The organism is Dolomitihabitans soli, from assembly GCF_022213955.1.
Lineage (GTDB): Bacteria > Actinomycetota > Actinomycetes > Streptosporangiales > Streptosporangiaceae > Streptosporangium_A > Streptosporangium_A soli.
The window spans coordinates 262811-289168 of record NZ_JAKNTW010000018.1 but is presented as its reverse complement, the minus strand read 5'-3'; the positions used below and the strand labels follow the sequence as shown (position 1 = coordinate 289168).

At 72.4% G+C, this 26358-nt stretch carries 24 protein-coding genes; 11 read left to right on the top strand and 13 right to left on the bottom strand.

Going from position 1 to position 26358, the window contains the following annotated elements:
- Positions 1 to 16 precede the first annotated feature (16 nt).
- Positions 17 to 802, bottom strand: a complete 786-nt coding sequence (locus tag MBA17_RS50615; RefSeq protein ID WP_238500117.1) for a peptidoglycan recognition protein family protein — start codon at positions 800 to 802, stop codon at positions 17 to 19.
- 322 nt (positions 803 to 1124) lie between these two features.
- Here MBA17_RS50615 and MBA17_RS30115 point away from each other — a divergent pair, with 322 nt between their 5' ends.
- Entirely contained in the window at positions 1125 to 2237 is a 1113-nt protein-coding gene (locus MBA17_RS30115; protein WP_274386143.1) for a DUF5925 domain-containing protein, read from the top strand.
- Positions 2238 to 2257: 20 nt separating this feature from the next.
- Here the strand turns inward: MBA17_RS30115 and MBA17_RS30110 are convergent, their stop codons facing one another.
- From MBA17_RS30110 to MBA17_RS30095, 4 genes are read right to left on the bottom strand one after another with little or no spacing between them, the layout of a single operon-like run.
- Positions 2258 to 2887, bottom strand: a complete 630-nt coding sequence (locus MBA17_RS30110; RefSeq protein WP_238500115.1) for an OmpA family protein — start codon at positions 2885 to 2887, stop codon at positions 2258 to 2260.
- Positions 2871 to 3494, bottom strand: a complete 624-nt coding sequence (locus MBA17_RS30105) for a hypothetical protein (RefSeq protein ID WP_238500114.1) — start codon at positions 3492 to 3494, stop codon at positions 2871 to 2873. The genes MBA17_RS30110 and MBA17_RS30105 overlap by 17 nt, the downstream gene beginning before the upstream one ends.
- Positions 3494 to 6286 (bottom strand): AfsR/SARP family transcriptional regulator, encoded by a 2793-nt coding sequence (locus MBA17_RS30100; protein WP_238500113.1) that lies wholly within the window; start codon positions 6284 to 6286, stop codon positions 3494 to 3496. Before MBA17_RS30100 ends, MBA17_RS30105 begins: the two co-directional genes overlap by 1 nt.
- Complete coding sequence (locus tag MBA17_RS30095) at positions 6283 to 7839, bottom strand: serine/threonine-protein kinase (protein ID WP_238500112.1); 1557 nt, start codon at positions 7837 to 7839, stop codon at positions 6283 to 6285. Before MBA17_RS30095 ends, MBA17_RS30100 begins: the two co-directional genes overlap by 4 nt.
- Before the next feature lie 89 nt (positions 7840 to 7928).
- Between MBA17_RS30095 and MBA17_RS30090 the strand changes: the two genes are divergently transcribed.
- From MBA17_RS30090 to meaB, 3 genes are read left to right on the top strand one after another with little or no spacing between them, the layout of a single operon-like run.
- A complete protein-coding gene (locus MBA17_RS30090; protein WP_238500111.1) occupies positions 7929 to 9737 on the top strand; it encodes a methylmalonyl-CoA mutase family protein in 1809 nt (602 codons plus the stop codon).
- Positions 9734 to 11944, top strand: a complete 2211-nt coding sequence (gene scpA / locus MBA17_RS30085) for a methylmalonyl-CoA mutase (RefSeq protein ID WP_238500110.1) — start codon at positions 9734 to 9736, stop codon at positions 11942 to 11944. The genes MBA17_RS30090 and scpA overlap by 4 nt, the downstream gene beginning before the upstream one ends.
- On the top strand, positions 11934 to 12899 hold the full coding sequence (meaB, locus tag MBA17_RS30080; RefSeq protein ID WP_238500109.1) for a methylmalonyl Co-A mutase-associated GTPase MeaB: 966 nt from the start codon (positions 11934 to 11936) through the stop codon (positions 12897 to 12899). Before scpA ends, meaB begins: the two co-directional genes overlap by 11 nt.
- 44 nt (positions 12900 to 12943) lie before the next feature.
- On the opposite strand, the gene MBA17_RS30075 is transcribed toward meaB, so the two are convergent.
- Entirely contained in the window at positions 12944 to 13318 is a 375-nt protein-coding gene (locus tag MBA17_RS30075; protein ID WP_238500108.1) for a hypothetical protein, read from the bottom strand.
- Positions 13319 to 13783: 465 nt separating this feature from the next.
- Between MBA17_RS30075 and MBA17_RS30070 the strand changes: the two genes are divergently transcribed.
- Both MBA17_RS30070 and MBA17_RS30065 read left to right on the top strand, forming a co-directional pair.
- Positions 13784 to 15196: a bifunctional phosphatase PAP2/diacylglycerol kinase family protein gene (locus MBA17_RS30070; RefSeq protein ID WP_238500107.1), complete on the top strand. Its 1413-nt coding sequence runs from the start codon at positions 13784 to 13786 to the stop codon at positions 15194 to 15196.
- A 129-nt stretch (positions 15197 to 15325) separates the two neighbouring features.
- The gene (locus tag MBA17_RS30065; RefSeq protein WP_238500106.1) at positions 15326 to 16297 is read left to right on the top strand and encodes a hypothetical protein; all 972 of its coding nucleotides are present in this window, start codon (positions 15326 to 15328) and stop codon (positions 16295 to 16297) included.
- A gap of 158 nt (positions 16298 to 16455) precedes the next feature.
- Here MBA17_RS30065 and MBA17_RS30060 read toward each other — a convergent pair whose 3' ends face one another.
- The 3 genes from MBA17_RS30060 to MBA17_RS30050 are packed head-to-tail and all read right to left on the bottom strand — an operon-like array spanning position 16456 to position 18335.
- Complete coding sequence (locus MBA17_RS30060; protein WP_238500105.1) at positions 16456 to 16716, bottom strand: TFIIB-type zinc ribbon-containing protein; 261 nt, start codon at positions 16714 to 16716, stop codon at positions 16456 to 16458.
- Positions 16717 to 16758: 42 nt separating this feature from the next.
- On the bottom strand, positions 16759 to 17643 hold the full coding sequence (locus tag MBA17_RS30055; protein ID WP_238500104.1) for a phosphotransferase: 885 nt from the start codon (positions 17641 to 17643) through the stop codon (positions 16759 to 16761).
- Positions 17640 to 18335, bottom strand: a complete 696-nt coding sequence (locus tag MBA17_RS30050) for a class I SAM-dependent methyltransferase (RefSeq protein ID WP_238500103.1) — start codon at positions 18333 to 18335, stop codon at positions 17640 to 17642. Before MBA17_RS30050 ends, MBA17_RS30055 begins: the two co-directional genes overlap by 4 nt.
- A gap of 23 nt (positions 18336 to 18358) precedes the next feature.
- Between MBA17_RS30050 and MBA17_RS30045 the strand changes: the two genes are divergently transcribed.
- A complete protein-coding gene (locus MBA17_RS30045; RefSeq protein ID WP_238500102.1) occupies positions 18359 to 19252 on the top strand; it encodes a TIGR03619 family F420-dependent LLM class oxidoreductase in 894 nt (297 codons plus the stop codon).
- Between the two features lie 129 nt (positions 19253 to 19381).
- Here the strand turns inward: MBA17_RS30045 and MBA17_RS30040 are convergent, their stop codons facing one another.
- A complete protein-coding gene (locus MBA17_RS30040; RefSeq protein ID WP_238500101.1) occupies positions 19382 to 20572 on the bottom strand; it encodes a M20 metallopeptidase family protein in 1191 nt (396 codons plus the stop codon).
- Between the two features lie 86 nt (positions 20573 to 20658).
- Here MBA17_RS30040 and MBA17_RS30035 point away from each other — a divergent pair, with 86 nt between their 5' ends.
- A complete protein-coding gene (locus MBA17_RS30035; RefSeq protein ID WP_238500100.1) occupies positions 20659 to 21441 on the top strand; it encodes an HAD-IIA family hydrolase in 783 nt (260 codons plus the stop codon).
- Positions 21442 to 21483: 42 nt separating this feature from the next.
- Positions 21484 to 22128: a hypothetical protein gene (locus MBA17_RS30030; protein WP_238500099.1), complete on the top strand. Its 645-nt coding sequence runs from the start codon at positions 21484 to 21486 to the stop codon at positions 22126 to 22128.
- Here the strand turns inward: MBA17_RS30030 and MBA17_RS30025 are convergent.
- The 3 genes from MBA17_RS30025 to MBA17_RS30015 all read right to left on the bottom strand — a co-directional run bounded on the left by MBA17_RS30025 (position 22125) and on the right by MBA17_RS30015 (position 23783).
- The gene (locus MBA17_RS30025; RefSeq protein WP_238500098.1) at positions 22125 to 22571 is read right to left on the bottom strand and encodes an NUDIX hydrolase; all 447 of its coding nucleotides are present in this window, start codon (positions 22569 to 22571) and stop codon (positions 22125 to 22127) included. The two genes, MBA17_RS30030 and MBA17_RS30025, sit on opposite strands and share 4 nt — an antisense overlap.
- A 62-nt stretch (positions 22572 to 22633) precedes the next feature.
- Entirely contained in the window at positions 22634 to 23053 is a 420-nt protein-coding gene (arfB, locus tag MBA17_RS30020) for an alternative ribosome rescue aminoacyl-tRNA hydrolase ArfB (protein WP_238500097.1), read from the bottom strand.
- Between the two features lie 256 nt (positions 23054 to 23309).
- Positions 23310 to 23783 (bottom strand): NUDIX hydrolase, encoded by a 474-nt coding sequence (locus tag MBA17_RS30015; protein ID WP_238500096.1) that lies wholly within the window; start codon positions 23781 to 23783, stop codon positions 23310 to 23312.
- 913 nt (positions 23784 to 24696) lie between these two features.
- Between MBA17_RS30015 and MBA17_RS30010 the strand changes: the two genes are divergently transcribed.
- Together MBA17_RS30010 and MBA17_RS30005 are read left to right on the top strand one after the other, a co-directional pair.
- A complete protein-coding gene (locus MBA17_RS30010) occupies positions 24697 to 25947 on the top strand; it encodes an ATP-binding protein (RefSeq protein WP_238500095.1) in 1251 nt (416 codons plus the stop codon).
- Positions 25940 to 26344 (top strand): roadblock/LC7 domain-containing protein, encoded by a 405-nt coding sequence (locus tag MBA17_RS30005; protein WP_238500094.1) that lies wholly within the window; start codon positions 25940 to 25942, stop codon positions 26342 to 26344. The genes MBA17_RS30010 and MBA17_RS30005 overlap by 8 nt, the downstream gene beginning before the upstream one ends.
- The last annotated feature ends 14 nt before the right edge of the window (positions 26345 to 26358 follow it).

Here is a 26358-nt window from a genome sequence, read left to right as displayed (position 1 = left end):
CTCGGGCGACGACATCTTACGTGACCGGCTTCTCCCAGGTGGCGACCCAGGTGGCCTCGTCCACGACGCCGGTGTCCGGCAGATCCTTCTCCTGCTGGAAGGACTTGCACACTTCACGCGAGCGCGCGCCGTACGCGCCGTCGGCGTCGAGGCTCCAGCCGCGCTTGCGCATCCGGGCCTGCCAGGTGCGCACGTCGTCGCCGCGCATCACCGGGGGGTATTTCAACTCGCGGCCCGGCCACTCTGGAGCGTTCCCGGGCGGGGTCGGGTCGGGGTCGGTCGGCTCCTGGCCGCCGGGCCGGGGCGCGCCCTTCTTCACCCACGCGTACAGCTTCTCCCCGGGGCAGGTCGTGGCGTATCCGTCGCGGTGCCCCTTGATCTCCTTGCCCGCGCCGCCCTTGGCGCGAAGGTAGTCGATCGCGTCGAGGATGCCGTGCAGCATGTCGTCAGGGGGCGTGACCAGCCCGGACGTGCCCACCAGCCCCAGCACCGCGTAGTGCTCGGAGTTCAGCCCCGCGCCGTTGGCCGCAGGCAGACGCTTCGGCCCCCGCCCCTCGAACACCTTCTGATGCGGACACGCCACCATGGAGTAGCCGATGTCCATCCAGCCGTTGCCATCCATGTGGTGACCCTGGATGGAGCGCACCATGGCGACGCATTTGTCGTGATCGTCGGCGATCTGCGGATCGACTCGGCCTCCGGTGTAGTGAACTTTCACGCCCTTGGTGGAACTGAGCGAGGAGTACGAGCCGCGCGGCGCGTGAGCGCCCCACTCTTTACGGGTGACAAGGTCGATGGCCACGGAGTCTCCTGCGAACGCAACGGGGGGACAACTGAGAGTAACGTGTTCGGCGATGATTCATCGATGATTTCGCCAACTCGCCGCGCTCTACCCACTTCGGGCACGCCTACGCCACGGACATCCCACACATCGGTGACGTAGCGTGCACGGCTTCCCCCTCGCCTCCTGCCCGGCACGCTCGTACTCACGGTCACGGGTGACAAGCTCGGCTGCCACCGGGTGGACGGCCTCGGGCTGAACACCGACTGCAGAGGGGACCTGAGCCGGCGGTGAAACCGAAAACCCTTAGACGCGCCGGGGTGGAAAGCGGATCATTGCTCCCATGTCCGTGGTCAAGGAGGTAAGTTTCAGGCCTGAGATGGCGGAACTACCGATGAATATCTGGCTCGACGACGGTGACACGCCGGTCGACGTCATCGACGCGCTCGCGTTGTCCCCGTTCGCCACCGGCGCGCAGCCCTGGTCCCGTACGGCGAACCTGGAGCGGGTGCGTCCCGAGGCGACGCTGCTGCCCCAGGGCGGGCGGGTGGTCCGGGTGGCGCAGGAGGAGGACGGGCGCGACTCGCGCCTGGTGTGCGGCGAGGGCTGGACCATGCGCGTGGTCAGGTACAAGAACCGCGCCGCCACCCTGTGCGTCACCGCGGTCAGCGAGGAGCTGGCCAGGAGCGTGCTGGCCGAGTCGACCGGCGACGCGGTGGAGCCGCCGCCCGCGAACGATCACGTCGAGATGGGCTTCTGGTGGCGTACGGCGCACGGCAGCCGCCGCTCGGAGAAGCCGATCAGCGCGGTGCGCTGGCCCGAGATCGCGGGCAACTACGCCAAGTCGGCGGGTGGCGCGCTGGAGCGCCTGATGGGGGTGACCCCGGCATCCGTCAACGGCCGCCTGATCCTGCTGCACGGCGAACCGGGCACCGGCAAGACCACGTTGCTGCGCAGCCTCGCCAACGAGTGGCGTGACTGGTGCCAGGTCGACTGCGTGCTCGATCCCGAGTGCCTGTTCAACGATCCCGGTTACCTCATGGAGGTGGCGGTCGGCTTCGACGACGATGACGACGGGCAGAAGCGACGCTGGCGGCTGCTGGTCCTGGAAGACTGCGACGAGCTGATCAGGGCGGGGGCCAAGGAGATCACCGGCCAGGGCCTGTCGCGGCTGCTCAACCTGACCGACGGCCTGCTCGGCCAGGGCCGCGACGTGCTGGTGGCGATCACCACCAACGAGGACCTGGCCCGCCTGCACCCGGCCGTCGTACGGCCCGGCCGTTGCCTCACCCAGATCGAGGTCGGGCCGCTGCCCCACGAGGAGGCGGCCGCCTGGCTCGGCACCGGCGAGGGCATCGGCCCGGCGGGCGCCACGCTGGCCGAGCTGTACTCCCTGCGCTCGGGTGGCACGTCGGCCCTGTCGAGGCCGGAGGAGAAGACCGGCCTGTACCTGTAGGGCGGGAGCCGTCGAAGGCGTCAGCTCACGTTGTAGACGATCTCGACGCGGCGGTTGAGGGCCCGGTTCTTCTCGCTGGGCTTGTCGCCGACGAGGTTCGGCACCCGGGGGTCGCCCTCGCCGTGTCCGGTGGCCTGGAAGGTGACGCCCTGCCCGGCCAGCGACTTGGCCAGCGCATCGCGGACGGCGTCGGCGCGGCGCTGGGACAACCGGACGTTGTAGGCGTCCTCGCCCTGGTCGTCGGTGTGGCCGGCGATCTTGACGACCCCGCCCGCCGAGTCGGTCTCGATCTTCTTCGCGACGGTCGCCAGCCGGGCTCTCGCCTTGGCCGTGACGTCGGCCTTGTCCAGCGCGAACAGGACGTCGCTGGTCAGCGTGACGGTGACGGTCTGGTCGTCGCGCGTCTCGCTCTCCGAGGAGTCGAGCGACTCCACGGTGAGCGAGACGTCCTCGACGCGCCCGATGATGTCCTCCACGACCCCCACCGCGTCACCGGGCGGCGGCGGAGCGGGCGTCGGATCGGCCCACGCGGGCGGGGCGAGCCCCACGGACACGCCCACGGCGAGCGCCAGCGCCAGGCCGCGCGCGGCGCGGTGTCCCGGCGGCCGGGCGGTCGCCCGGGGCGGCAGGCGGTCAGGAGAGCGGGACATCGCTGAACACTCCGAACCGCGGGATCTCCACATTGATCTTCGTGACGTCCGGCGGGGGAGCCGCGAAGGAGGCGTAGAACGAGTGGCTCTCGCCCTCACTGAGGAAGATGCCCTGGACCGACGAGCAGACGCAGTCGCCCTCGCTGTCGGCGGTGGCGCCGCTGAAGGCCGTCCGGTAACGCTTGGCGTTGGCCGTGTCGATCAGGCTGACACCGCTGACGTTGAACACCGTCTTGCCCTCGGCTCTCAGGGCGTAGGCGATCTGCCACCTCTCACCCTTGGCGACACCCATGGTGAAGTGGACGGTGGCCAGTTTGCCCTCGCGCCTCAGCTCCGTGACGGCCACGTCGATCTTGCGGCCCTCGAAGTCGAACTGCTTGTTCGCGATGGCCTGAGCGGGCTGCGGCGGCGCGGGCGAGGCGGGCGCCGAACTGGGAGCCTGGTTCGTGTCCGACGCGGGCGCCTGGGACGGGGCCTGGGAAGGCGCCTGCGCCTGTGCGGACGTCTGGCGCTCCTCGCCGCCTCCGGGCATGCCCAGCGCGCCGCACGCGGTCAGCGCGAGTGCGAGCACCGGCACACCGGCCAGAGCCGTGATTTTCCTTCTCATCAGGGGGAGTCCTCTTGCTCGTCGATGTGTCGCCCCGAAGGTACCGGGGGCACATTCAGGATCTGCATAGTGGTCCCGACCAGGGCGAGCGCCGCCGCGGCCTCCTGCTGCCTGCCGTACTCCTCGAACAGTCCCGCCGCCTCGACGGCCGCCGACGAGGCGACGCCGGACCGCCCCAGCGCCTGCGCGATCTGGGCCGAGACGTACAGGCCGCGAGCCGTCGCCAGCGGGTCGCGGAGCCTCCGGCTGATCCCCGTCGCGTGCTCGGCGTGCGCCGCCGCCCGCTCCGCCTGCCGGGCCGCGAGGCACGCGGCGGCGAGTTCGCGCAGGGCGGCCGCCTCGCCGCGCGGGTCGGCGAGGTCGCGGCAGGTGGCGGCCGAGCGTTCCAGCACGGGTACGGCAGAGCCCGGGTCGCCCATCCGCAGCCGCACCACACCGAGGTCGCGCAGCGTGTCGGCGACGCCGCGCGGGTCGCCGCCCTCGAAGACGGCGAGCGCCGAGGCGAGCAGCCCGGCCGCCTCGGGGAGCCGCCCCTGCGCCAGCCGCACCAGGCCGAGCCGCCTGCGGAGCTGCGCCTCCTGGACGCCGTCCCCGCGCAGCAGCTCCAGGCTGGACGTGAGCGCCCGCTCGGCCTCGCGGGTCCGCCCGGCCAACCGCTGGACGTCGGCCAGGCCGCGCAGCAGCAACCCCTCGCCCCGGGGGCTGCCGGCGGCCCGTGCCGCCTCAAGGGCCACGGAGTGGGTCCGGATCCAGTCGTCGTGGTGCGCTCTGGCCTCGAAGAACTCCGCCAGGTAGAAGGCCAGCCGCCAACTCTGCTCCGGCCTGCCGTACCGGGCCAGGTCGGTGACCGAGCAGACCAGGAAGTCGCGTTCCGCGCCGAGCCAGTCGCCCGACTCCCTGATCTCACGGGTGCCGCCGGGCAGGTCCTCCTCGCCGGTCCGCATGATCGTCTCGCCGGAGCCCGGGTCGGCGGGGGTGAGCAGCGCGCGGGCCGAGCGGCTCAGCGTCAGCAGCCGGTCGCCGAAGGCGGCCGGCAGCGCGGTCATCCGCTCCGCGGCGCACAACTCGCGGGCGTAGAGCCTGGTCAGGTCGTGGAACCGGTGGCGTTCCCGGCCCGCGGCGTCCAGGCCGATCGGCTGCAGCAGCCCCGACTCCACGAGCTGCTCCACCAGCCGCTCGCCCGCGTCGTCGGGCACGCCCAGCAGCGGCCCGGCGACCCACGCGGCGAAGTGCGGCGCGGAGAGGAGCCCGAGCAGCCGGAACAGCCGCGCCTCGGCCGCGGACAGCCCCCGGTAGCCGAACTCCAGGCTGCCGCGCACCGCCAGATCGCCCGCGCTCAGCTCGTCGAGCCTGCGCCGCTCGTCGGCCAGGCGCCCCACCAGGTGCCCGAGCGTCCACCCGGTACGGCGAGCCAGCCGGGCCCCGGCGATCCGCACCGCGAGCGGCAGCCGGTCGCACAACGCCACCATCCGCCCGGCCGCCTCCGGCTCGGCCGTCACCCGCTCCCGGCCGGCGACGCGGGCCAGCAGCGTGAGGGCCTCATCCTCGCTGAGCACCCCCAGCTCGTAGGCGCGCGCGGCCTCCAGACCGGTCAGCGGGGACCTGCTGGTGACCAGGGCGAGGCAGCCGGACGCGGCAGGCAGCAGCGGCCGCACCTGGGCCTCCTCCGCGGCGTCGTCCAGCACCACCAGCAGCCGCCTGCCCGCCGCCAGGGTGCGGTAGAGCCGCACCCGCTCCTGCGGTCCGGCGGGGATCTCGGCGTCGGGGCAGCCGAGCGACCTGAGGAAGTGCTCAAGGACGGTCGCCGGGTCGATCGGGGTGCCGTCGGCGTCGCGCAGCGCCGCGTGCAGCCGCCCGCCGGGGTAGCGGTCCGCGAGCGTGGCGGCCGCGTGCACGGCGAGCGCGGTCTTGCCGACCCCGGCCGCGCCGTACACCACGACGCATCCGGGTCCCTGCCGCGCCAGCCAGCCGAGAGCCTCCTGTCTTCCGGTGAAGTCGGGCAGGTCGGAGGGGGTCTCCGCCGGGGGGACCGAGCGCCGGACGGAGACCGGCTCGGGGTCCCCCTTGGGAGCGGCGAGCACCGCCTCGTGGGCGGCGCGCAGCTCCGGCCCCGGCTCGATGCCCAGCTCCCCGACCAGTACGGCCCGGGCCTCCCGGTACGCCTCCAGCGCCTCCGATCGCCTGCCGGACCCGTCGAGCGCGAGCATGAGCCGGGCGCGCGGCCGCTCCCGCAGCGGATAGGACGCGACGAGCCGGCGCAGCTCGCCGACGACGTCGCGATGGCGGCCGAGGGCCAGGTCGAGGTCGATCCGCTCCTCGGTGGCGGTCAGGCGCAGCTCCTCCAGCGCCGGCACGTGCACCCGGCGCAGCTCGTCGGACTCGACGTCGGCCAGCGCCTCGCCCCGCCACAACGCCAGCGCCTCGCGCAGCACGTCCGACGCGCCCGCGAGATCCCCGGCGTCCCGCGTACGGCCTGCGGCGGCGACCAGCTCCTGGAACCGGAAGACGTCGATCGCGTCCCGCCCCACGTCTGCCCGGTAGCCGCCGGCCATCGTCGAGATGAACCCGGCGCCCAGGCTCTTGCGCAGCGCGCTCACGTAGACCCGCAGCACCGGCTCGGCCGACGGCGGCGGCCCCGCCCCCCAGACGGCCGCCACCAGCCGGTCGACCGGCACGACCTGCCCGGCGTCGAGCAGCAGCGCGGCCAGCAGCACGCGGTGCTTGGCGGGCCCGGGAGTCAGCGTCCGCTCCCCGTCCACCACCTCCAGATGCCCGAGCACCCCGAATCTCATCCCGCGCGGACCTCGAAGTCCTCGAAGCGGGCCTGGGCGGTGCCCCGGGGGGCGGGGACGGCGATCACGCCGACGTCGCCCTCGCCGTCCCTGGAGCCCTCGGCGTCGGCGGCGAGCGCGCCGTTCACCCACAGCTGGAGGCGGGAGCCGCACCTGGCCACGATCCGGTTCCGCGCCCGCACGCCGGTGTTCTCCGCCTGCTCGGCCAGGACCCGGCCGTCGTGCGTGATGGCCGCGCCGCCGTCCGTCGTCACGGTGAAGTCGTAGCGGCCTGTCGTGCCCGCGCACCACACGCCGTAGGCGCCCGCGCCCTTCGGCATGCTCGCGTCGGCGATCAGCAGCACGTCGCCGACCGGGCCGACGGGGGCCGTCTTCCACAGCCGCCAGCCCTGGTTCACGGTGAGCACGTAGCCGTCCGCCTCGTAGGCGGCGACGCCGCCCTCGGTGGTGCCGGAGGCCCAGTCGCCGCTCCGCCCGAAGGTCTCCCGGTACGGCAGCGCGGCCGGTCCTTGGAGGGTCGTCCACACCACCGCCGCCGTGACCGCGGCGGCCAGCACGACGGCGCCCGCGGCCAGCAGGCGACGCCGTCTCGCCCGTTCCGGCCGGGGCGCTCCGGGCGCCGGGGCCGTCCACGTCATGCCGGGGGCCGGAACTCCCTGGGACGGCGGTTCCTGCGGGGGAGGTTCGTGAGCGGGCGGGGCCGCCAGGTCGCCGGTCCAGGTGTGCTCGACCACCTGGGTGGCGGTCTCGGGGGTGGCGCCGGGGGCGCCGACGAGTTCGGCCAGCAGTTCGCCGGCGGTCGGGCGCAGCTCGGCGCGCTTGGCGGTGGCGCGTTCGACGAGGGCGCGCATCCGCTGGTCGAGACCGTCGAGAACCGGCTCCTCGTGCACGATCCGGTAGATCACCTCGGCGGCGGCCCCGCTCCCGAACGGCAGCCGGCCGGTCCCGGCGAAGGCGATCAGGGCGCCCCAGGCGAACACGTCGGAGGCGCCCGAGGTGGCCTCCCCCCGTGCCTGCTCGGGCGCCATGAACGCGGGCGTCCCGATGACCCCCCTGGTCGGCAGCCCCTCGGGCTCGGCGAGCTGGGCGATGCCGAAGTCGATGACGCGCGGCCCGGTCGGGGACAGCAGCACGTTCGACGGCTTGAGGTCGCGGTGCACGACGCCCGCGCCGTGGATCGCGCTGAGGGCCACCGCGATGCCGACCGCGAGCGACTCCAGGTCGGCGCCGCCGAGCGGCCCGTGCCGCCGTACGGCCTGCCCCAGGTCGGGGCCTTGGACGTACTCGGTGACGAGGTAGGGCCGCTCGCCGCCGGCGTCGGCGTCGAGCACGGGGGCGGTGCAGAACCTGGCCACCCGGCGAGCCGCCGCCACCTCGCGGGCGAACCTGCGCCGGAAGGCGGCGTCGCGCGCCCACTCCTCGTGGATCACCTTCAGCGCCAGCCGCCGCCCCCGCGTGTCCGCCGCGAGGTAGACCACACCCATGCCACCCTGACCGAGCCGGCGCAGGATGCGGTACCCGCCGATCTCGGATGGCTCCCGGTTCGTCGACATCGCCCGACAAGGTACCGGAAAGCGCCGGTAGGGGCAGAGATCCGGACCCGGGCGAACCGTCCCCCCAAGCGCTCGCTTACTATCCCGTCATGAGAGTGCCGTCCCGGGAACTCCCGCCCGCAGCCGACTTCCCACCCGCCTCGCGGGCGGAATGGCGGGAGGCGGCGCTGGCCGTGCTCCGCAAGTCGGGTGCTCCGGAGGAGTCGCTGTCCACGCCGACCTACGACGGCGTCACCATCGCCCCGCTGTACGACGCCGCCGACCTGCCCGGTGATCCGGGCGTCCCCGGGCTGCCGCCGTACACGCGCGGGTCGGGCACGCTGCCCGGCTGGGACGTACGGCAGCGCCACGCCGTCGCCGACCCCGGCGCGGTCCTCGCCGACCTGGCGAACGGGGTCACCTCGATCTGGCTGGCGATCGGCCCGGACGCAGTCCCGGTCGAGGAACTGCCGGGAATGCTCGGGCGGGTCGATCTCGCCCGCGTGCCGGTGGTCCTCGACGCGGGGGCGGAGACGGGGCGGGCGGCCGAGGTGTTCCTCGGGCTGGGTTCGGGCCGGGAGCTCTCGGGGAACCTCGGCGCGGACCCGCTCGGCCTGGCCGCGCGCACCGGCGCTGCGGCCGGCCTGGAGATCGCCGCCGAGCTCGCCCTGCGCTGCGCCGAGAGCTTCCCCGGGGTGCGCGCCGTGACCGTGGACGGCACGCCGTACCACGACGCGGGCGGATCGGACGCCGAGGAACTGGGCTGCGCGCTCGCCACCGGCGTCGCCTACCTGCGGGTTCTGACGGAGGCGGGGCTCGGCGCGCGGGAGGCGTTCGGTCAGCTCGACTTCCGTTACGCCGCGACCGCGGACCAGTTCCTCACCATCGCCAAACTGCGCGCCGCCCGCCGCCTGTGGGCGCGGGTCGCCGAGGCGTGCGGGGAACGGGGGAGCGGGGGACAGCGGCAGCACGCCGTCACCTCCTCGGCGATGATGACCGCGCGCGACCCGTGGGTGAACATGCTGCGCACCACCCTCGCCTGCTTCGCCGCCGGCACCGGTGGCGCCGGCGCCGTCACGGTGCAGCCGTTCGACGCCTGCCTGGGGCTGCCCGACGACTTCGCCAGGCGGATCGCGCGCAACACCCAGTCGCTGCTGCTGGAGGAGGCGCACGTGGGCAGGGTCGCCGACCCGGCGGGCGGCTCGTGGTACGTCGAGCGGCTGACCGCCGACCTCGCGGAGGCGGCCTGGGCGTGGTTCCAGGAGATCGAGCGGGCCGGCGGGATGACGGCCGAGCCGGCCTCCCGCCTGGTCGCCGATCGGATCGCCGCCACCTGGGCGAGGCGTTCCGAGCGCATCGCCCGCCGCCGCGACCCGATCACCGGCGTCAGCGAGTTCCCCCACCTCGACGAGCGCCTCCCGGTCCGCGCGCCGGCTCCCGCCGAGCCGGGTGGCGGGGGCGGCCTGCCGCGGACGAGGTACGCGGCGGGGTTCGAGGCGCTGCGGGACCTCGCGGACGCGCAGCCGGAGCGGCCGGTGGTGTTCCTGGCCACGATCGGGCCGCCGGCGGCGCACACGGCGCGCGCCTCGTTCGCCGCGAACCTCTTCCAGGCGGGCGGTTTCGCCACGGTGCGGAGCGGGTCGTCGGCGGATCCGGCCGAGATCGCCGCCGCGTTCACCCGGAGCGGCGCCCGGGTGGCCTGCCTGTGCTCGACCGACAAGCTGTACGGCGAGCACGCCACGGCGGTCGCCGGGGCGCTCAGAGCGGCCGGGGCGACCAGGATCTGGCTGGCGGGGAAGGATGACCACGAGGGGGTGGACGCGACGGTGCACGCCGGGTGCGACGCCCTCGCCGTGCTCCGCACGACGTTCGAGGACCTGTTCGAGGACCCGTTCGAGGACCAGGAGGCGACCCGATGATCCCCGACTTCTCGGCGATCCCGCTGGACGGCCCGGCCACCCACGAGGCCACCCACGAGGCCACCGGCGAGGACGAGGCCGCCTGGGCGCGAGCCGTACGGGAGGAGACGGGGCGGGATCCGGCCGGCCTGTCGTGGGAGACGCCGGAGGGCATCGGGGTCAAGCCGCTCTACACCGCCGCCGACCTCGATGAGCCGGTGGCGTCGGGGCGCTACAGCCTGGAGACCTATCCCGGCGTCCCGCCGTACCTGCGCGGGCCGTACCCCACCATGTACGTCAACCAGCCGTGGACCATCAGGCAGTACGCGGGGTTCTCCACGGCGGAGGAGTCCAACGCCTTCTACCGGCGCAATCTGGCGGCGGGGCAGCGGGGCCTGTCGGTGGCCTTCGACCTGGCCACCCACCGGGGCTACGACTCCGACCACCCACGCGTCCGCGGCGACGTGGGCATGGCGGGCGTGGCGATCGACTCCATCTACGACATGCGGCAGCTCTTCGACGGCATCCCGCTCGACGAGATGAGCGTGTCGATGACCATGAACGGGGCGGTGCTGCCGATCCTGGCGCTCTACATCGTCGCGGCGGAGGAGCAGGGGGTGCCGCACGCCCGGCTCCAGGGGACCATCCAGAACGACATCCTCAAGGAGTTCATGGTCCGCAACACCTACATCTATCCGCCCGGCCCGTCGATGCGGATCATCTCCGACATCTTCTCCTTCACCAGCGCCGAGATGCCGAAGTTCAACTCGATCTCCATCTCGGGCTACCACATCCAGGAGGCGGGGGCGACCTGCGACCTGGAGCTCGCCTACACCCTCGCCGACGGCGTGGAGTATCTCCGGGCGGGCGTCGCGGCGGGGCTCGACATCGACGCGTTCGCGCCCCGGCTGTCGTTCTTCTGGTGCATGGGGATGAACTTCTTCATGGAGGTCGCCAAACTGCGGGCGGCGCGGCTGCTGTGGTCGCACCTGGTCGCCGGGTTCGGCGCGAAGAACCCGAAGTCGCTGTCGATGCGCGCCCACTCGCAGACCTCCGGCTGGTCCCTCACCGCGCAGGACGTGTTCAACAACGTGGTGCGCACCTGCGTGGAGGCGATGGCCGCCACCCAGGGCCACACCCAGTCGCTGCACACGAACGCGCTCGACGAGGCGCTCGCCCTGCCCACCGACTTCTCCGCCCGCATCGCCAGGAACACCCAGCTCCTGCTCCAGCAGGAGTCCGGGACGACCAGGGTGATCGACCCGTGGGGCGGCAGCGCGTACGTGGAGCGGCTCACCCACGACCTCGCCGCGCGGGCCTGGGGGCACATCCAGGAGGTCGAGCAGGCGGGCGGCATGGCCCGCGCGATCGACGACGGGCTGCCCAAGCTGCGCATCGAGGAGGCGGCGGCGCGCACCCAGGCGCGGATCGACTCGGGCAGGCAGCCGGTGATCGGCGTGAACAAGTACCGGGCGGACACCGACGAGGTCATCGACGTGCACCGGGTCGACAACACCTCGGTCAGGCGGCAGCAGCTCGACAAGCTGCGCAGGCTCCGCGCCGAACGCGACCCCGCCGCCGTGGCGCAGACCCTGGAGGCCCTCACCAAGGGCGCGGCCGGCACGGAGAACCTGCTCGCGCTCGCCGTCGAGGCGGCCCGCGCGAAGGCCACCGTCGGCGAGATCTCCGACGCGCTGGAGAAGGTCTTCGGCCGCCACACCGGCCAGGTCCGTACGATCTCCGGGGTGTACCGCGACGAGGCAGGCCAGGGCACCGAAGGCGTCCGTACGGCGTGCGCCGCGTTCGAACAGGCGGAGGGACGCCGCCCCAGGATCCTGGTGGCCAAGATGGGCCAGGACGGCCACGACAGAGGTCAGAAAGTGATCGCCACCGCCTTCGCCGACCTCGGGTTCGACGTCGACGTGGGCCCGCTGTTCCAGACGCCCGCCGAGGTGGCGCGCCAGGCGGTCGAGGCCGACGTGCACGTCGTCGGCGTCTCCTCGCTGGCGGCGGGGCACCTGACGCTGGTGCCCGCGCTGCGTGCGGAGCTGGTGGCGGCGGGCCGCGACGACATCATGATCGTGGTCGGCGGGGTGATCCCCCCGGACGACTTCGAGGAGCTGCGCGCGGCGGGCGCGTCGGCCATCTTCCCGCCCGGCACCGTGATCGCCGATGCGGCGGCCGGCCTGCTCGGTGAGCTCGGAGCCCGGCTGGGCCATGCGGGTTGACGACTACGTCCAAGGGATCAAGGCGGGCTCCAGGGCCTGGCTGGGACGGGCGATCACCCTGGTGGAGTCGTCCAGGCCCGACCACCGGGAGCTGGCCCAGCGGCTGCTGGTCGAGCTGACCCCGCTGGCGGGCCGGGCGCGCAGGGTCGGCGTCACCGGTGTCCCGGGCGTCGGCAAGTCGACGTTCGTGGACACGCTGGGCGTGCGCCTGACCGGTCAGGGCCGGCGGGTCGCGGTGCTCGCCGTCGATCCCTCCTCCACCAGGACCGGCGGCAGCATCCTCGGCGACAAGACCAGGATGACCCGCCTCGCCGCCGACCCCGGCGCGTTCATCCGGCCCTCGCCGACCTCCGGCACCCTCGGCGGCGTCGCCGGGGCCACCAGGGAGGCCATGATCGTCGTCGAGGCCGCCGGCTACGACGTGGTGTTCGTCGAGACCGTCGGCGTCGGCCAGTCGGAGACCGCCGTCGCGGACATGGTCGACACCTTCCTGCTGCTCACCCTCGCCAGGACCGGCGACCAGCTCCAGGGCATCAAGAAGGGCGTGCTCGAACTCGCCGACGTGATCGCGGTGAACAAGGCCGACGGCGAGTACGAGCCGGCCGCGCGCAAGGCCGCCCGCGAGCTGGCGGGGGCGTTGCGCCTGATCAGGTCGGCGGGGCCGGTCGCCCCCGTGCTCACCTGCAGCGGCCTCACCGGCGACGGGCTGGAGGAGCTGTGGGGCCGGGTCGTCGGGCACCAGGACGCGCTGGAGGCGTCGGGCGAGCTGGCCGCCAGGCGGCGCCGCCAGCAGGTCGGCTGGACCTGGACCCTGGTGCGCACCCGCCTGCTCGCCGAGCTGCGCGACCATCCGGAGGTCGCCGCCATCACCGCCGAGGTGGAACGCGAGGTCCTCGAGGGTGTGCTCACCCCCGCCCTCGCCGCCGACCGCATCCTCGCGGCCTTCACTCGCTGACATCAGGGGCCGGACCGGTACCGGAGCCGGACCGGCCCCCGCGCTCACCCGGCGCCGGCGGGCAGACGTTCCAGGACGGTCTGGAACATCTCCGCGTTCGACCGGGTGAGAGTCTCGATCCGCCGCTCGATGAGGGCCATCTGGTCACGGAGCTCGGTGCGGAGGCTCTCCAGCTCCAACCGGTTGGTCGCCAGCCCTTCGTGCAGCTCGCCCGCCAGCATGCTGGTCTGACTGCGCAGCAGGCCGATCTGGATGTTGGCCTCGTTCACCCTTCGCTCCACGTTGTGCAACCGCTCCTTGATCAGGTCGAGGTCGGACAGGACGGGGACGAGGGCCTGGTCGACGCGGAGCGAGGGGTCTCCTCTGAAGGCCGCGAACTCCTTCTCCAGCCGGGTCACCCGTTCTTCGAGCGTGGGCATCGACGAACCTCCAGATGCGGTCAGCGGCGTGCCCGAGGGGGACGGGCACGGCAGTGAGGGCGAGGGGTGTGCCCTCACTCGCAACAACTACCGGTGGTCGCCCGGTAACTCAAACGTCAAACGGCTCCGGTCTGGCTTTTCTGCATCCGGGTGGTACTCCACTCATCCCTGGGGAGTGATAACCGCTCCCAGCCTCAGCCGATCCGTCGGCCGCGAGCGTCTCCGCCTCGCGTTCTGGTAGTCGGAGAGCGCCAGGCGCTGACCATCGCGAGGGTTTCCGCCTCGCGTTCCGGGTGGTCGGAGAAACGCCTCCGGGCGGGGCCGATGACGATCGGGGAGCAGATCCGGCGCGCCCGCGGGCGCCGGGGACGTGGCGGGCGGTGCGAGCCGACGACGCGGGCAACGAGGGCCTGAGGGAGAATCGAGGAGTCGTTCATCGACAGTTGACGCGGGAAGGGTCTCTTCATGCGGATACGGTCCCTGCTGGGCGGTCTCGACCGGAGGGTGTTCACCGCCGTGGCGCGGGCGCACTGGCCGGGCGGCGAGGCGCTGCCGTGGTTGTCACGGGCGGCGGACAACTCACTGCTGTGGGCCGGGATGGCGGCGGGGTTCGCGCTCAGCGGGCGGCGCGGGCTGCGCCGGGCCGCGACCCGGGGGCTGCTGGCGGTCAGCCTGGCCAGCCCGCTGGTCAATCTCGCCGGTAAACAGGCGTTCGGGCGGGCCCGTCCCTCGCCGGTGGACCTGCCGCTCGCCCGGCTGCTGGCGATGCCGTCGTCGGCGTCCTTCCCCTCCGGGCACTCCGCCTCGGCGGCGGCGTTCGCCACGGCGGTGGCGCTGGAGGCGCCGCGACGGATCGCGGTGCCGGTCGCGATGGTCGCCGCCGCCGTCTGCTTCTCACGGGTCTACACCGGCGTGCACTACCCGGGCGACGTGCTCGCCGGGGCCGGGATCGGGGTCGCCACCGGGCTGCTGACCCGGCGGCTGTGGCCCGAGGCCGCCGAGGCGGGACGGGCCCGCGCGGTGACCACCGCGCCGCTGGCGGACGTCGACCACGACGGCCGGGGGCTGGTCGCGACGATGGGCGGGGCGGACGGGGAGACCGCGGACCTGCTGGCGGACGAACTGCCCGAGGCGAGGCTCGTCTCCGGCCCCCTGGGCGAACATGCGGCGCAGGCCGGGGTGATCGCGGTGACGGGCGGCGACGCGGCCGTCCGCGCCGGCGCCGCCCAGGCCGTGCGGTACGGCAGGCCGCTGCTCGTGATCCCCTCGGGAACCGGTGGTGACCACTTCGCGCGGACGCTCGGCATCGAGACCCCGCTGGAGGCGGTCGACGCCTACCGGTCGGGCGACGCGGTGTCGGTCGACGTCGCCGAGGTCGCCGGGGAGGTCTTCGTCAACCACGCCGTCCTCGGCCTCCATCCCGGCCTGGCGGCGAGGCGCGAGGCCAGACAGCACCGGATCGGCAGGCTCCCGGCGTTGCTGTGGGCGCTGGCCGAGGTGCTCGCCGGGGACGCCGCGCCGATGGACCTGACCGTCGACGGCACGCCGTACCGGGCCTGGCTGTTGTTCGTCGGCAACTGCCGTTACGACTCGCGGGACCCGTTCCCGGTGCGGCGGCAGCGCCTGGAGGACGGCGTGCTGGACGTCCGGCTGCTCCTCGCCGCCCGGCGGCTGCCCCGGCTCCGCGCCCTCACCAGCGTGATCGGCGGACGGCTCGGGCTGTCCCGGCACTACCGCAGGTGGACCGCCGACACGCTCGCACTCGGTCCGCTGCCGGGAGGACACCGCCTGGAGCTCGACGGCGAGACGTTCATCACCCACTCACCCGTCGTCTTCACCAAGCGCCCGCGCTCCCTGCAGGTCCTGCGGGAGGGCTGATTCCGGCACGGTCACGCCGGGTCTGGCTCTCCCCGGCGTGGCGGCCCGCACACCGGGGAGAGCCGGGGAGAACGGTATGACCGAAGCGTGATTGACGCGGGGTGATCAACCGGACGATAGTTTGCAGATATGGCTGCCCCCCGTGCGCTTCCCTGCCTCCTGGCCGTCGCCGCGCTCACCCTTACGGCCTGCACCTCGAACCAGAGCGCCGGGCCGCCGCCCGGCGCCGCGACGGTCGCGGGCACCGTCGGTCCCGGCGGCCCGCAGGCCGCGACCCCGGCGCCCGACCCAGCGCCCAGCACGCTGACCTCCGACGCGTACCGGGCGGAGATCGACGGTGTGCGCAAGCCCGTTCGCGACGCCCTGAATAAGCTGGCCGACGCGCGCCGTCTGAGCACCCTCGACGGGCGCGTCGGCGACGCGGAGGACGCGCTCGGCGAGGCTGCCGACAGCCTGGCCGCGCTGGCGGCGCCGCCCGAGGTGCAGGCGCAGCACGCGGCCTACGTCAGCGCGCTGCGCGGCCTGGCCGGTGAGCTCGGCGACGCCCGCGGCGCGGTCGACTCCCGATCCGTCTGCACCGCCTCGGGACTGCTGGCCAGGCTCGGCAAGTCGGGCGAGCTGAAGGCCCTGCAGGAGGCGGGCGAGGCCCTCGGCGACTATCCCGCCGACGTGGTCAGCGTCAAGGCGCCCAAGCAGAGCAGCCGAAGGTTGCCGAGCGGCCGTTACGTCCGCAGTGAACGGCGCAACGGCAGAGGCAGCTTCAAGATCACGAATGGCGGCTCGCGCGACGCGGTGGTGACGCTCGTGCGCGGCAAGAGCAAGGCGATCAGCGTCTACGTGCGCAAGAAGGGGAAGTTCACGGTGCCGGGGGTGCGCGACGGAAAGTATCGCGTCTACTTCACCACCGGTGTCGACTGGGACTCGAAGGAGAAGGCCTTCACCCGGTCGTGCTCCTTCCAGCGCTTCGAGGACTCCTTCAGGTTCAAGACGACCTACACCGCGACCCAGGTCCGCTGGCAGAACTGGCGGATCACCCTGCACCGCATCAAGGGCGGCAACGCCAGGACCAGCGACATCGACCCCGGTGACTTCCCGTCCTGATCCGCGGGGGCGGCCACGGACTCGGCAGGGCCGGGAGTTCGGCCCGGATGACCCCGATGTCGATCTGCGATGGTGTCCGGGCTGATGAAGGTCGGCCCGGGTGACTTGGCAGTGGAGACCGCGGCCTCGGCGGGCGAGGCCGCGGTTCTCAGGGGCGGTCAGCTGGAGAACAGCATCCCGACCCAGCTCCGCTGGTGGTGACCGCCGTGGCGGTGGCCACCGCGCGGCGCGCCCCAGGCCGGAGCCCCGGGCGCGGGCGGGGGAGCCATGTGCTGCTGAGAGTACTGCGACTCCATGCGAGTGATCGTCTCAAGCTCGCCGTAGTCCAGGAAGATCCCTCGGCAGTTCTCACACTGCTCGATGTGCACGCCGTTGCGCTCGTACGTGCGCATGTTCCCCCGACATTTAGGGCACTGCATCGACCGTCTCCTTGCCCTTGGCTCTGGTTGCCTGAGCACAACCTACTGCGTGATCGAGTCCTGCGAGCGGCTAGTTCGGCCCGCGATCCTGCCGCACGCGTCGATGAGGATCTCCTCCACCTCGTCGACGGGCCGTCCCTGCTCCCTCGCCTTCGCCAGCGCCGTCGCGGCGAGCTGGACCGTGAGGGCCCTGGCCGGTCCGTCCAGCCGTTCCCACGGGTCGGAGAGCCCGGCCAGCGCGGGGCCGCCGGCCTCCTGGTAGGCCCCCAGGAACCGCAGCCACACGTCCGGGTCGAGCAGGCCGGTCGCGAACCACGCCGCCGGCCTGGCCAGATCCCAGGCCTGGTCGCCGTAGCCGAGATCGTCCACGTCGATGAGCAGCCAGCCGCCGCCGTGCCGTACGAGCTGGCCCAGGTGCCAGTCGCCGTGCGCGGCGCCGTCGGCGGCGGCCCCGGGAGGCAGGGCACGGGCGGCGGCGCGCACGACCTGTTCCGCCGCGCCGTCCGCCAGCACCGCCACCCGCTGGGCGACCCGCGCGGGCCCGCCCGCGGGCGGCAGCACGGGCAGACGCGACAGAGGTACGGCGTGCAGCGCGGCGAGCAGCCGCGCGGCCTCCTCCCACGGCGCGGCGTCCGGGTCGGCCGGGTCGACGGGCACACCGGCGGGCCACACCGTCGCCAGCCGGCCGCCCGCGCACTGCACCGTGGTCACCAGCGGGGTCAGCATGATGCCGCCGAGCAGGGCGGAGGCGGCCACCCTCGGGGTGAGCGCGGCGGCGTCCATGCCGGGCGCGTGCGCCTTCACCACCACCTCGCCCACCCGGACGATCTCCACGTCGGGCCGGGTCGGGACGACGACGGCGGGCGTGCCGGCCGTCGCCGCGTGCTTGCGTCCGATGGCGGCGAGGTCGAGCTGCAGGGGCGTCATCCGGGCAGGGCGGAGACGTCCCACAGGCCCAGCGCCTTGTCGGCGTAGGCTCCGCCCTCCTCCGAGCACCCCTCGATGATGACCTCCAGCGGTTCCGGCAGGCCGAACGGCGGCAACTCCAGGTTGAGCGGGCGCCAGTCGCCGACGGCGATGTCGTGGTTCGCGGTGAGATCGACGAACGTGGTGGTGAGAAGGCGCCGCGAGCCGCTCAGCCGCAGGTTGGCGAAGGCGGCGAAGATCTGGTCGTAGGTCAGGTGGACCAGGCAGTCACGGCAGAGCACCACGTCGGCCCGGGGGAGCGGGTCGGCCGTCAGGTCGAGCCGGGTGAACGCGCGGCCCGGCCCGGAGTACTTCTCCGAGTTCCGCTCGACCAGGTCGGGCACGATGTCCGCGCCCACATAGGAGTCGAGCGGCAGCGGGGTCGTGCTGAGCCAGCCGAAGTCGCCGCACGGCAGGTCGAGCAGGCTGCGCGCGCCGACCCGGTCGAGCAGGGCGGGCACCTGCTCCCGCAGGGTCGCGGTGGCGTCGAGCTCGGAGCCAACCCCTGAGGTCGACTCCTCGCTGCCCCACAGGTTGGCGTGGTGGATGTACGCGAAGGTCTCGGCCACGCCGAGCCCGTTGAGGGCGTCGGCGTGTTCCCGGTAACGGAGGTTGGCCAGCACGGGCGGCCGGCCGTTGGGGGATTCACTCACCGTCCCAATCTAGATTGGTCCTCATGAAGATTGGTTTCGGAGTGCCCGTGTCCGGGGCGTGGGCGACCCCCGCCAACATGGCCAGGATCGCGACCAGGGCCGAGGAACTCGGTTACCACGAGGTGTGGACCTTCCAGCGGCTGCTCTACCCCGTGGGGCACGAGATGGGCCCGACCTACCGGAGCGTGCAGGATCCGCTGATCACCCTGGCCTACCTGGCGGGCGTCACGGAACGGATCAGGCTGGGCGTGGCCGTGCTCAACATGCCGTTCTCCTCCCCGGCCCTGCTGGCCAAACAGCTCGCCACCCTGCAGGACGTCTCCGGTGGCCGCCTCACCGCGGGGCTCGGGCTGGGGTGGCTGCCCGAGGAGTTCACCGCCTCGGGCCTGCCGTACGGCAGGCGCGGCGCGCGCGGCGAGGAGTTCGTGGAGGTGCTGCGGGCCCTGTGGTCGGAGCAGGAGGTGGAGCACGAGGGGGAGTTCTACCGGTTGCCGCCCGTGCACCAGGATCCCAAGCCGGACCCCGCGCCGCCCATCCTGCTCGGCGGAGCGGCCGAGGTCGCGCTGCGGCGGGCCGGGCGGATCGCCGACGGGTGGGTCAGCTCCAGCCGGGAGGATCTGGCCGGCATCGAGTCGCGAATCTACATAGTAAAGGAGGCGGCTCGGAAGGCCGGCCGCGACCCCGACGCGCTGCGCATCGTCTGCCGGGGGGTGACCTCCGTGCGCCCGGCCGGAGCCGCCGACCGGCAGCCGCTGACCGGTTCCTACGACGAGATCCGCCAGGACGTCGCCGATCTCGCGGTGAGGGGGGTCACCGAGGTCTTCCATGACCTCAACTTCGATCCGGAGATCCCCGGCCTGGAGCCGGCGGAGGCGATGCGCCGTGCCGAGGAGGCCCTGACGGCGCTCGCTCCCTGACCGGCCCTGACTTCCGCGTTCCCTCGACTACGAGGTGGTCACCGCTCTGGTTCGGCTCGCCGCTTCGGGCGGCACGCGGGGGACGGCCCTGACCGGCTCTAACCGGCCCTGGCCGGGCTCTAACCGGCGCTAACCGGCCAGGCGGCGTAGCGCCAGCGTGGCGTAGAGGGCGGCCCCGTCGGGCAGCACCCCGTCGTCGAAGAGGGCCTCGGCGGAGTGGTTGTAGGCGGCGGTCGCCGGGTCGAGTTCCGGCGGGCAGGCGCCCAGGGCGATGAACGCGCCCGGCACTTGCTCGAGCACGTAGGAGAAGTCCTCGGACCCGGCGATCGGCTGCGGCGCGACGAAGTAGCGGCCGGGGCCGAGCAGTTCGGTCACGGTCTCGCCGGCGAAGTCGGTCTCGCCGGTGTCGTTGACGGTCACCGGGTAGCCGACGCCGAACTCGACGTCGACGTCCAGCCCATGCGCGGCGCCGACACCGTGGACCAACCCGGCCACCCGTGTCTTGATCGCCTCCCGGTTGCGCGGGCTGAACGTGCGGATCGTCGCCTGGAAGACGGCCTCGTCGGGGATCACGTTCTCCACGGTGCCCGCGTGGAACGCCCCGACGGTCACCACGACCGGGTCGAAGACGTCGAACCCCCTGGTCACCATGGTCTGCAACGCGGTGACCATCTCGCAGGCGGCGGGGATCGGGTCCAGCGACAGGTGCGGGGTGGAACCGTGGCCGCCCTTGCCGCGTACGGTCACCCGTACCGTGTCGGCCGCCGCGAGCATCGGGCCGCCGCGCGAGACGAACAGGCCGTGCGGGATGATGGTGGAGATGACGTGCAGCGCGTAGGCGGCCACGGCCCGCTCGCCCGCCGCGTCGAGCACACCCTCGTCGATCATGTGCCTGGCTCCGTCGTGCCCCTCCTCACCCGGCTGGAACATGAAGATCACATCCCCGGCGAGTTCGTCCCTGCGCTCGGCGAGCAGGTGAGCCGCGCCCGCGAGCATCGTGGTGTGCAGGTCGTGACCGCAGGCGTGCATCACACCGTCGAAGCGTGAGGCGTACGGCAGGTCGTTGCGCTCCTGGACGGGCAGCGCGTCCATGTCGCCCCGCAGCAGCACGGCGGGTCCCGGCCTGCCCCCGCGCAGCACCGCGGTGACCCCGCTCGACGAGGTGCCCGTGCCGATCTCCAGCGGGAGGCCGTCGAGGGCGCGCAGGACCTTCTCCTGGGTCCGCGGGAGATGCAGCCCGATCTCCGGCTCCGCGTGTAGCTCGTGGCGGAGCCGGATGAGTTCATCTGACAGGTCGTGGGCGGCGGTAAGAAGCGACATAGTGTGCATTCTTCCCGCGAGTGGTCCGGTCGGCCAGGTGCGTAGTATTGCGTTTCGCCGGAACGTAGCGTCACGGGGGGAGCGGTGTGAGCGAGCGAAAGCCCATTCAGAGCTGGTTGACGGACATGGACGGCGTGCTCGTGCGCGAGGGGCATCCCGTGCCCGGGGCCGAGGAGTTCATCGGCCGGCTTCGTGACTCGGGCCGCGGCTTCCTCGTCCTCACCAACAACTCGATCTACACGCCCAGAGACCTCGTGGTCAGGCTGCGGGCCGCCGGGCTGGAGGTGCCGGAGAAGGCGATCTGGACCTCGGCCCTGGCGACCGCGAAGTTCCTGCAGGACCAGCGTCCCGGTGGCTCCGCCTACGTGATCGGCGAGGCGGGGCTCACCACCGCGCTGCATGACGCGGGCTACATCCTCACCGACCTCAGGCCCGACTACGTGGTGCTCGGCGAGACCCGCAACTACAGCTTCGAGCAGATCACCCGGGCGATCAGGCTGATCGAGGACGGCGCCCGGTTCATCGCCACCAACCCGGACCCGGTCGGCCCGTCCGCCGAGGGCTCCCTGCCCGCCTGCGGCTCCGTCGCGGCGATGATCACGAAGGCCACCCGCGTCGAGCCGTACTTCGTGGGGAAACCCAACCCGATGATGATGCGCAGCGCGCTCAACGCCATCGACGCGCACAGCGAGAGCACCGCCATGATCGGCGACCGGATGGACACCGACGTCGTCTCGGGCATGGAGGCCGGCCTCTACACCATCCTGGTCCTCAGCGGGGTGACCGCGAAGGAGCAGGTCGACCGCTTCCCCTTCCGCCCGTCGTTGATGGTCGACTCGGTGGCCGACCTCATGCCGATGCTCGACTGATACCTGCCAGGACCTGTCACTCCGGCGTGCCATCCTGCGGATATGTCACGTGTGTATCTGGAGCTGGGGCCGAAGAAGGTCTTCGCGTGCTCCCTGGACTGGGCGGGATGGTGCCGGATCGGCGGCTCGGAGGAGGCCGCCCTCGACGCGCTGGCCGAGTACGCGCCGCGCTACCGGGTGATCGCCGAGCGGGCGGGCCTGTCCTTCGAGCCGGGCGACCTTGAGGTGGCCGAGCGGGTGAAGGGCGGCACGACCACCGATTTCGGCGCGCCGGAGGCGATCCCCGAGGCGGACGGCGCGCCGGTCGGCGCCGAGGCGGCCCGGCGGATGACGGCGCTGGTCGAAGCGGCGTGGGAGGTCTTCGCCGAGGTGGCCGCGGGCTCGCCGGAGGAGCTGCGCAAAGGCCCGAGGGGCGGCGGGCGCGACCGCGACAAGATGGCGGCGCACGTGATCGAGGCCGAGCGCGCCTATGCCCGCAAGATCGGCGTACGGCACCGGCCGTTCCCGCTCGGCGACGACACGGCCCTCGCGGCGATGCGCGGCGACATCGCGGGACGGCTGGCCACGCCGTCCGGTGGCGGCCCGCTCGTGCCGGGCGGTTGGCCGCACGCCTACGCCGCCCGCCGCATCGCGTGGCACGTCATCGACCACCTCTGGGAGATGGAGGACCGCCGGGAGCCCGCCTAACCGGGGATGAGCTCGGGCAGGCGGGTGACGACGCCGGAGAGGTAGGCGCGCAGTTCGTGGGGGACGAGGTTGATCGCGGTGATCTCCTCAGGGTCCAGCGGCAGCCGTACGACCTCGTAGACGCCCCGGGTGGGGTCGTCGAACTCGGGGCCGCAGCGCAGGGCGGCGTCGATGGTGACCAGGCGGCAGCCGTACACGTGCTGGGTCTTCACGCCCTCCTCCCGGGGGCAGGTGAGCGTGGTCAGCGGGGTGACGGCGCCGACGGTGGCGCCGAGTTCCTCGAACATCTCGCGGTGCAGGGTGTCCTCCAGCGAGGCGTCCTCGGGTTCGACGTGGCCGCCGGGCGCCGACCAGTAGAGCGCGAGGCCGGGCACGGTACGGCGGAAGAGGAGCAGGCGGTCCTCTTCCAGAAGTACGGCACGCACGCTCGGGCGCAGCGACATCCGTCCCTCATCCCCTCAGGGCGGCACTCAGCCGCCAATCGAATGGCATTTTGGGTTGTGCTTTAAAGGTCACGGCGGAGTCGTTTTATGTCGGATCTGTGTTTCTTGGCGGTGATTCTGCGCTCCACGGCCCGTCTGCTGGGTTTGGTGGGGCGGCGTCGTTTGGGCGGGGGCGCGACGGCCTCGCGCATGATCTGGGCCAGCCGCTGTTCGGCGGCGTCGCGGTTGCGGAGCTGGGAGCGGAACTCCGAGGCGGCGATCGTGAGCACCCCGCCGGTGAGCCGGGGAGCGAGCCGCTCCAGCGCGCGGGCCTTCAACGCGGGGTCGAGGGCCTCGGTGGCGGCGAGGTCGAAGCTGAGCTCGACCCTGCTGTCCGTGGTGTTGACACCCTGCCCACCCGGGCCCGAGGAACGCGAGAACCGCCAGCTCAGCTCGCTCTCCGGGATGACGAGCGTGCCATTAATGGCGAGCGAACCGGGCATGACGGGTGATTCCTCCAGATTGTCGGCTTTATAAGCCTAACCTTTGCCCCTACCCAGCGACCAAATGGTTAAATCGGCATGCGGCTGCTCATGATCGTTGGTGGTCGTCATCGGGTTCCACTTCGACATGCTCGCCGCGTAGGTGCGGTGAATGGCTGCCGCCCTCGATCGAGTCAGCCGGATCGCCAGGGCCCGTCCTGCCGATCAGGTGAGCCGGATGACGGTCGAGCGGGCTGAGCGGAGGTCGGTGGTGGCCTCAGTGCTGGATCAGGCCGCCGGCCGGGACGGGAGCGACGTGGCCCGTTGCCGGAAGGGACTGGGCCAGGGCGAGGCCGATGTCGACCAGCGATGACCGGCGCAGGCAGGCGACGTCGGGGATCGAGGTCCAGACCGACTCGGCGGTTTCGCCGTTCGGCTCAGGCCGGAGTTGGCCGCCGGTGATGCGGGCCCGGTAGAAGATGCCGACATTCTGGTGCTCCGGTCCGCCGGGGATGGTGCGTTCGGCCGCGGGGATCACCCTTGAGTCCACGCCCAGCAGGCGTTCGACCACCGCGTCGCAGCCGGTCTCCTCAGCGACCTCCCGGATCACCGCGTCGAACGGGTCCTCCCCGTGCTCGACCCTGCCGCCCGGTAGAGTCCAGTGGGATTCGCCCTTGGGTGATACGTAACGGGCGAGCAGCACCCGCCCATCCTCGATGCACACGGCGTACGCCGCCAGCCGGAAACTCATGCCCGTACCTCCCCACCGGACGCCATCCCAACGTCCAAGATCCGCACATCGTACGCCCACGTGGACCGCGTGGGGTGCGGACGATGGTGACCGCCCACGGCTGCCATTCCAGGCAGGGAATTACGCTTCCCGGCGTATTATCTGGAGGATATTTAATGGATATTTCGACGGAAATGCCTTTCCGTACGGATGTTTATTGGCTTTGCGGTAATTGGCGGTCGTCCGGATCATGAGCCACGGGCTCGTCACCCTCTGGCCGGGGATGTTCGGGTGGGCGGCGGCGACGTCGATGGCGCGCTTCACGCCGTCGCCAGATCGCAGGACGTCTTCCCGTCTGCCGCCGGCCGGTCTCCGCTCGTGGTCTGGCCAGGTGGCGGGGTTTGCGACGGCGGGCGGACCCGGCGCGGGTGCCGGACTCCCGGGCCACGTGCGGCTGCCAGGCGGCGCACCCCAGCCCGTGTGTGAATATGTCTTATTTGGACTGAAATGCCTGACATGTTAGCATTTACTTTTGTCATCATATGGTCCATAATTGCCACCGTTGAGATTTGATCAAGGAAGTGACCGTCCAGAAGTGCGTCGGCGTTGCCTGCGCCTCGCGGTGCCGGTGAATGGACGCCGCTGGACAGAGATGACGTGCTGGAAGAGGGTTGCGAGATGGCAGTGGGACCACCGGCGTGGTTCGGTGGTCTCCCAGGCGGATCATCGTGACCTGGCGGCCGGCGGTTGAGACGACCGTGCGGCGGCGGATCCGAGCGGTCGTCCGGAGCGCCCCGTTCGCGTCGAGTCTCCCGGTCGCCCCGCGCCGCCGTACCCGCCGAGGCCGATCGCGATCCGGTACCTGTTCGCGTCGCCGACCGGCGTCGTCGCCGGTCCCTGCGAGGCCCGTTCACCTATCGACGTTGAGGATTCTATGTCTCGTCCCATACTGGAGGTGCTGGTGTGGTGCCTGGCGGTGGGCCTGCTGCTCGCCGTCGTCGCCGTGGCGCACCAGCGGCGTATCGCCAGTGCCTCGCGCCGGCACGCGACCGCACTGAGGGGTGATCTGCGCGCCCGGGATCTGGAGGCGCGGCACCTGGCCGAGGTCCGCCTCCCCGCGCTGGCGGAGTCGCTGCACGAGGAATCCGTGCAGGTGCCAGGCCCGCTGCACGAGAGCATCGCCGACTCGCCGTACGGCCACAGCCAGCAGCGGGTGGTGGAGCAGTTCACGCACAGCGTCAACGCCGCGCTGGCTCGCGCCGACCAGTCGGCCCGAGCCGCGCTGATGACCACCATGCGTGCCCTGCAGAGCCTTGCCAGCGACCAGCAGCTGGTCATCTCGGCCATGCAGAACCGCTACGACCATCCGGGCATTCTCGCCGACCTGCTGAAGATCGACCATGCGAACGCCCAGTTCGGGCGGCGGGCGCAGGCTGTCGCGGTCCTGTGCGGGGCCTGGCCTGGGCGGCAGCGGGCCGCCGCCACGCTGGAAGACGTGGTGCGCGGCGCCACCTCGCGCATCAGCGACTATCTGCGGGTCAAGACCATCGCGCAGGTCGACATCGCGCTCAGCGACCGGCTGGTCGAGCCCGTCGTGCTGGCCGTGGCCGAACTGCTCGACAACGCCGCCCGCCACTCGCCCCCCAGCACGGAAGTCCAGGTGAACATCCACCCGACGCACAACGGGGCGGTCATCGTGATCGACGACTGCGGCGTCGGCATGCACGAGCAGGAGAAACACCGGGCGGCCTGGCTGCTTTCCGGCTCCCGCTCCGTGGACGTCACCCGGCTCGGCGACCCCCCGCAGTTCGGATTCTCGGTCATCGGTGTGCTCGCCAAGCGGTACGGGTTCACCGTGTCGGTGGACTCCCAGTCGCCTTACGGAGGGGTGCGGGCGGTGCTCTACCTGCCGCACCCGCTGCTGACGCACCTGAATGTGCACGACGGACCCGTCCTGACGGCCCCGGCGGAGAACAACGCCGCCTCGAAGCCGCCGCTGCGGACGGGGGAGTTCCCCCAACGCCGCCGCCGTGACGCGCTCCCGGACCTGCAGGCGCCGCCGACCCCTGCGCCGGTCGCCCGGCAACGCCCGGAGCAGGCCGCCGCCGTCATGGGCGCCTTCCAACGCGGGACGCGAGCCGGCCGCACGTCCACCCCGCCCGAAGGGAATGCCCCCGGTGAATGACTCGAACAACTGGATGCTCGACGAGGTCGTCAACACCCCTCACGTGCGGCACGCGATCCTGCTGACCGCCGACGGGCTGCTGCAGGCGCACTCGGCGGGAATCAACCGCGACCAGGCCGACACCTACGCGGCCGCGTTGTCCGGACTGCAGAACCTCAGCCGGGCCACGGCGGAGTTCTGCGCCGACGAACCGAACACCCCGTGGCGGCAGACCCTGGTGGAGTTCGCCGACGGCTACGTGCTTACCATCGCCGCCGGCCTGGGCAGCTACCTGGCGGTGTCGTTCACCGGTGCCGCGGACCTGGAGGTGGTCACCTACCGGATGCACAAACTCGTCGACCGGCTGGGCAAGGAGATGACCAGCCCGCCGCGCCAGGGTGCCGGCAGACTTTCATGAGGCCGCCCCGGCGC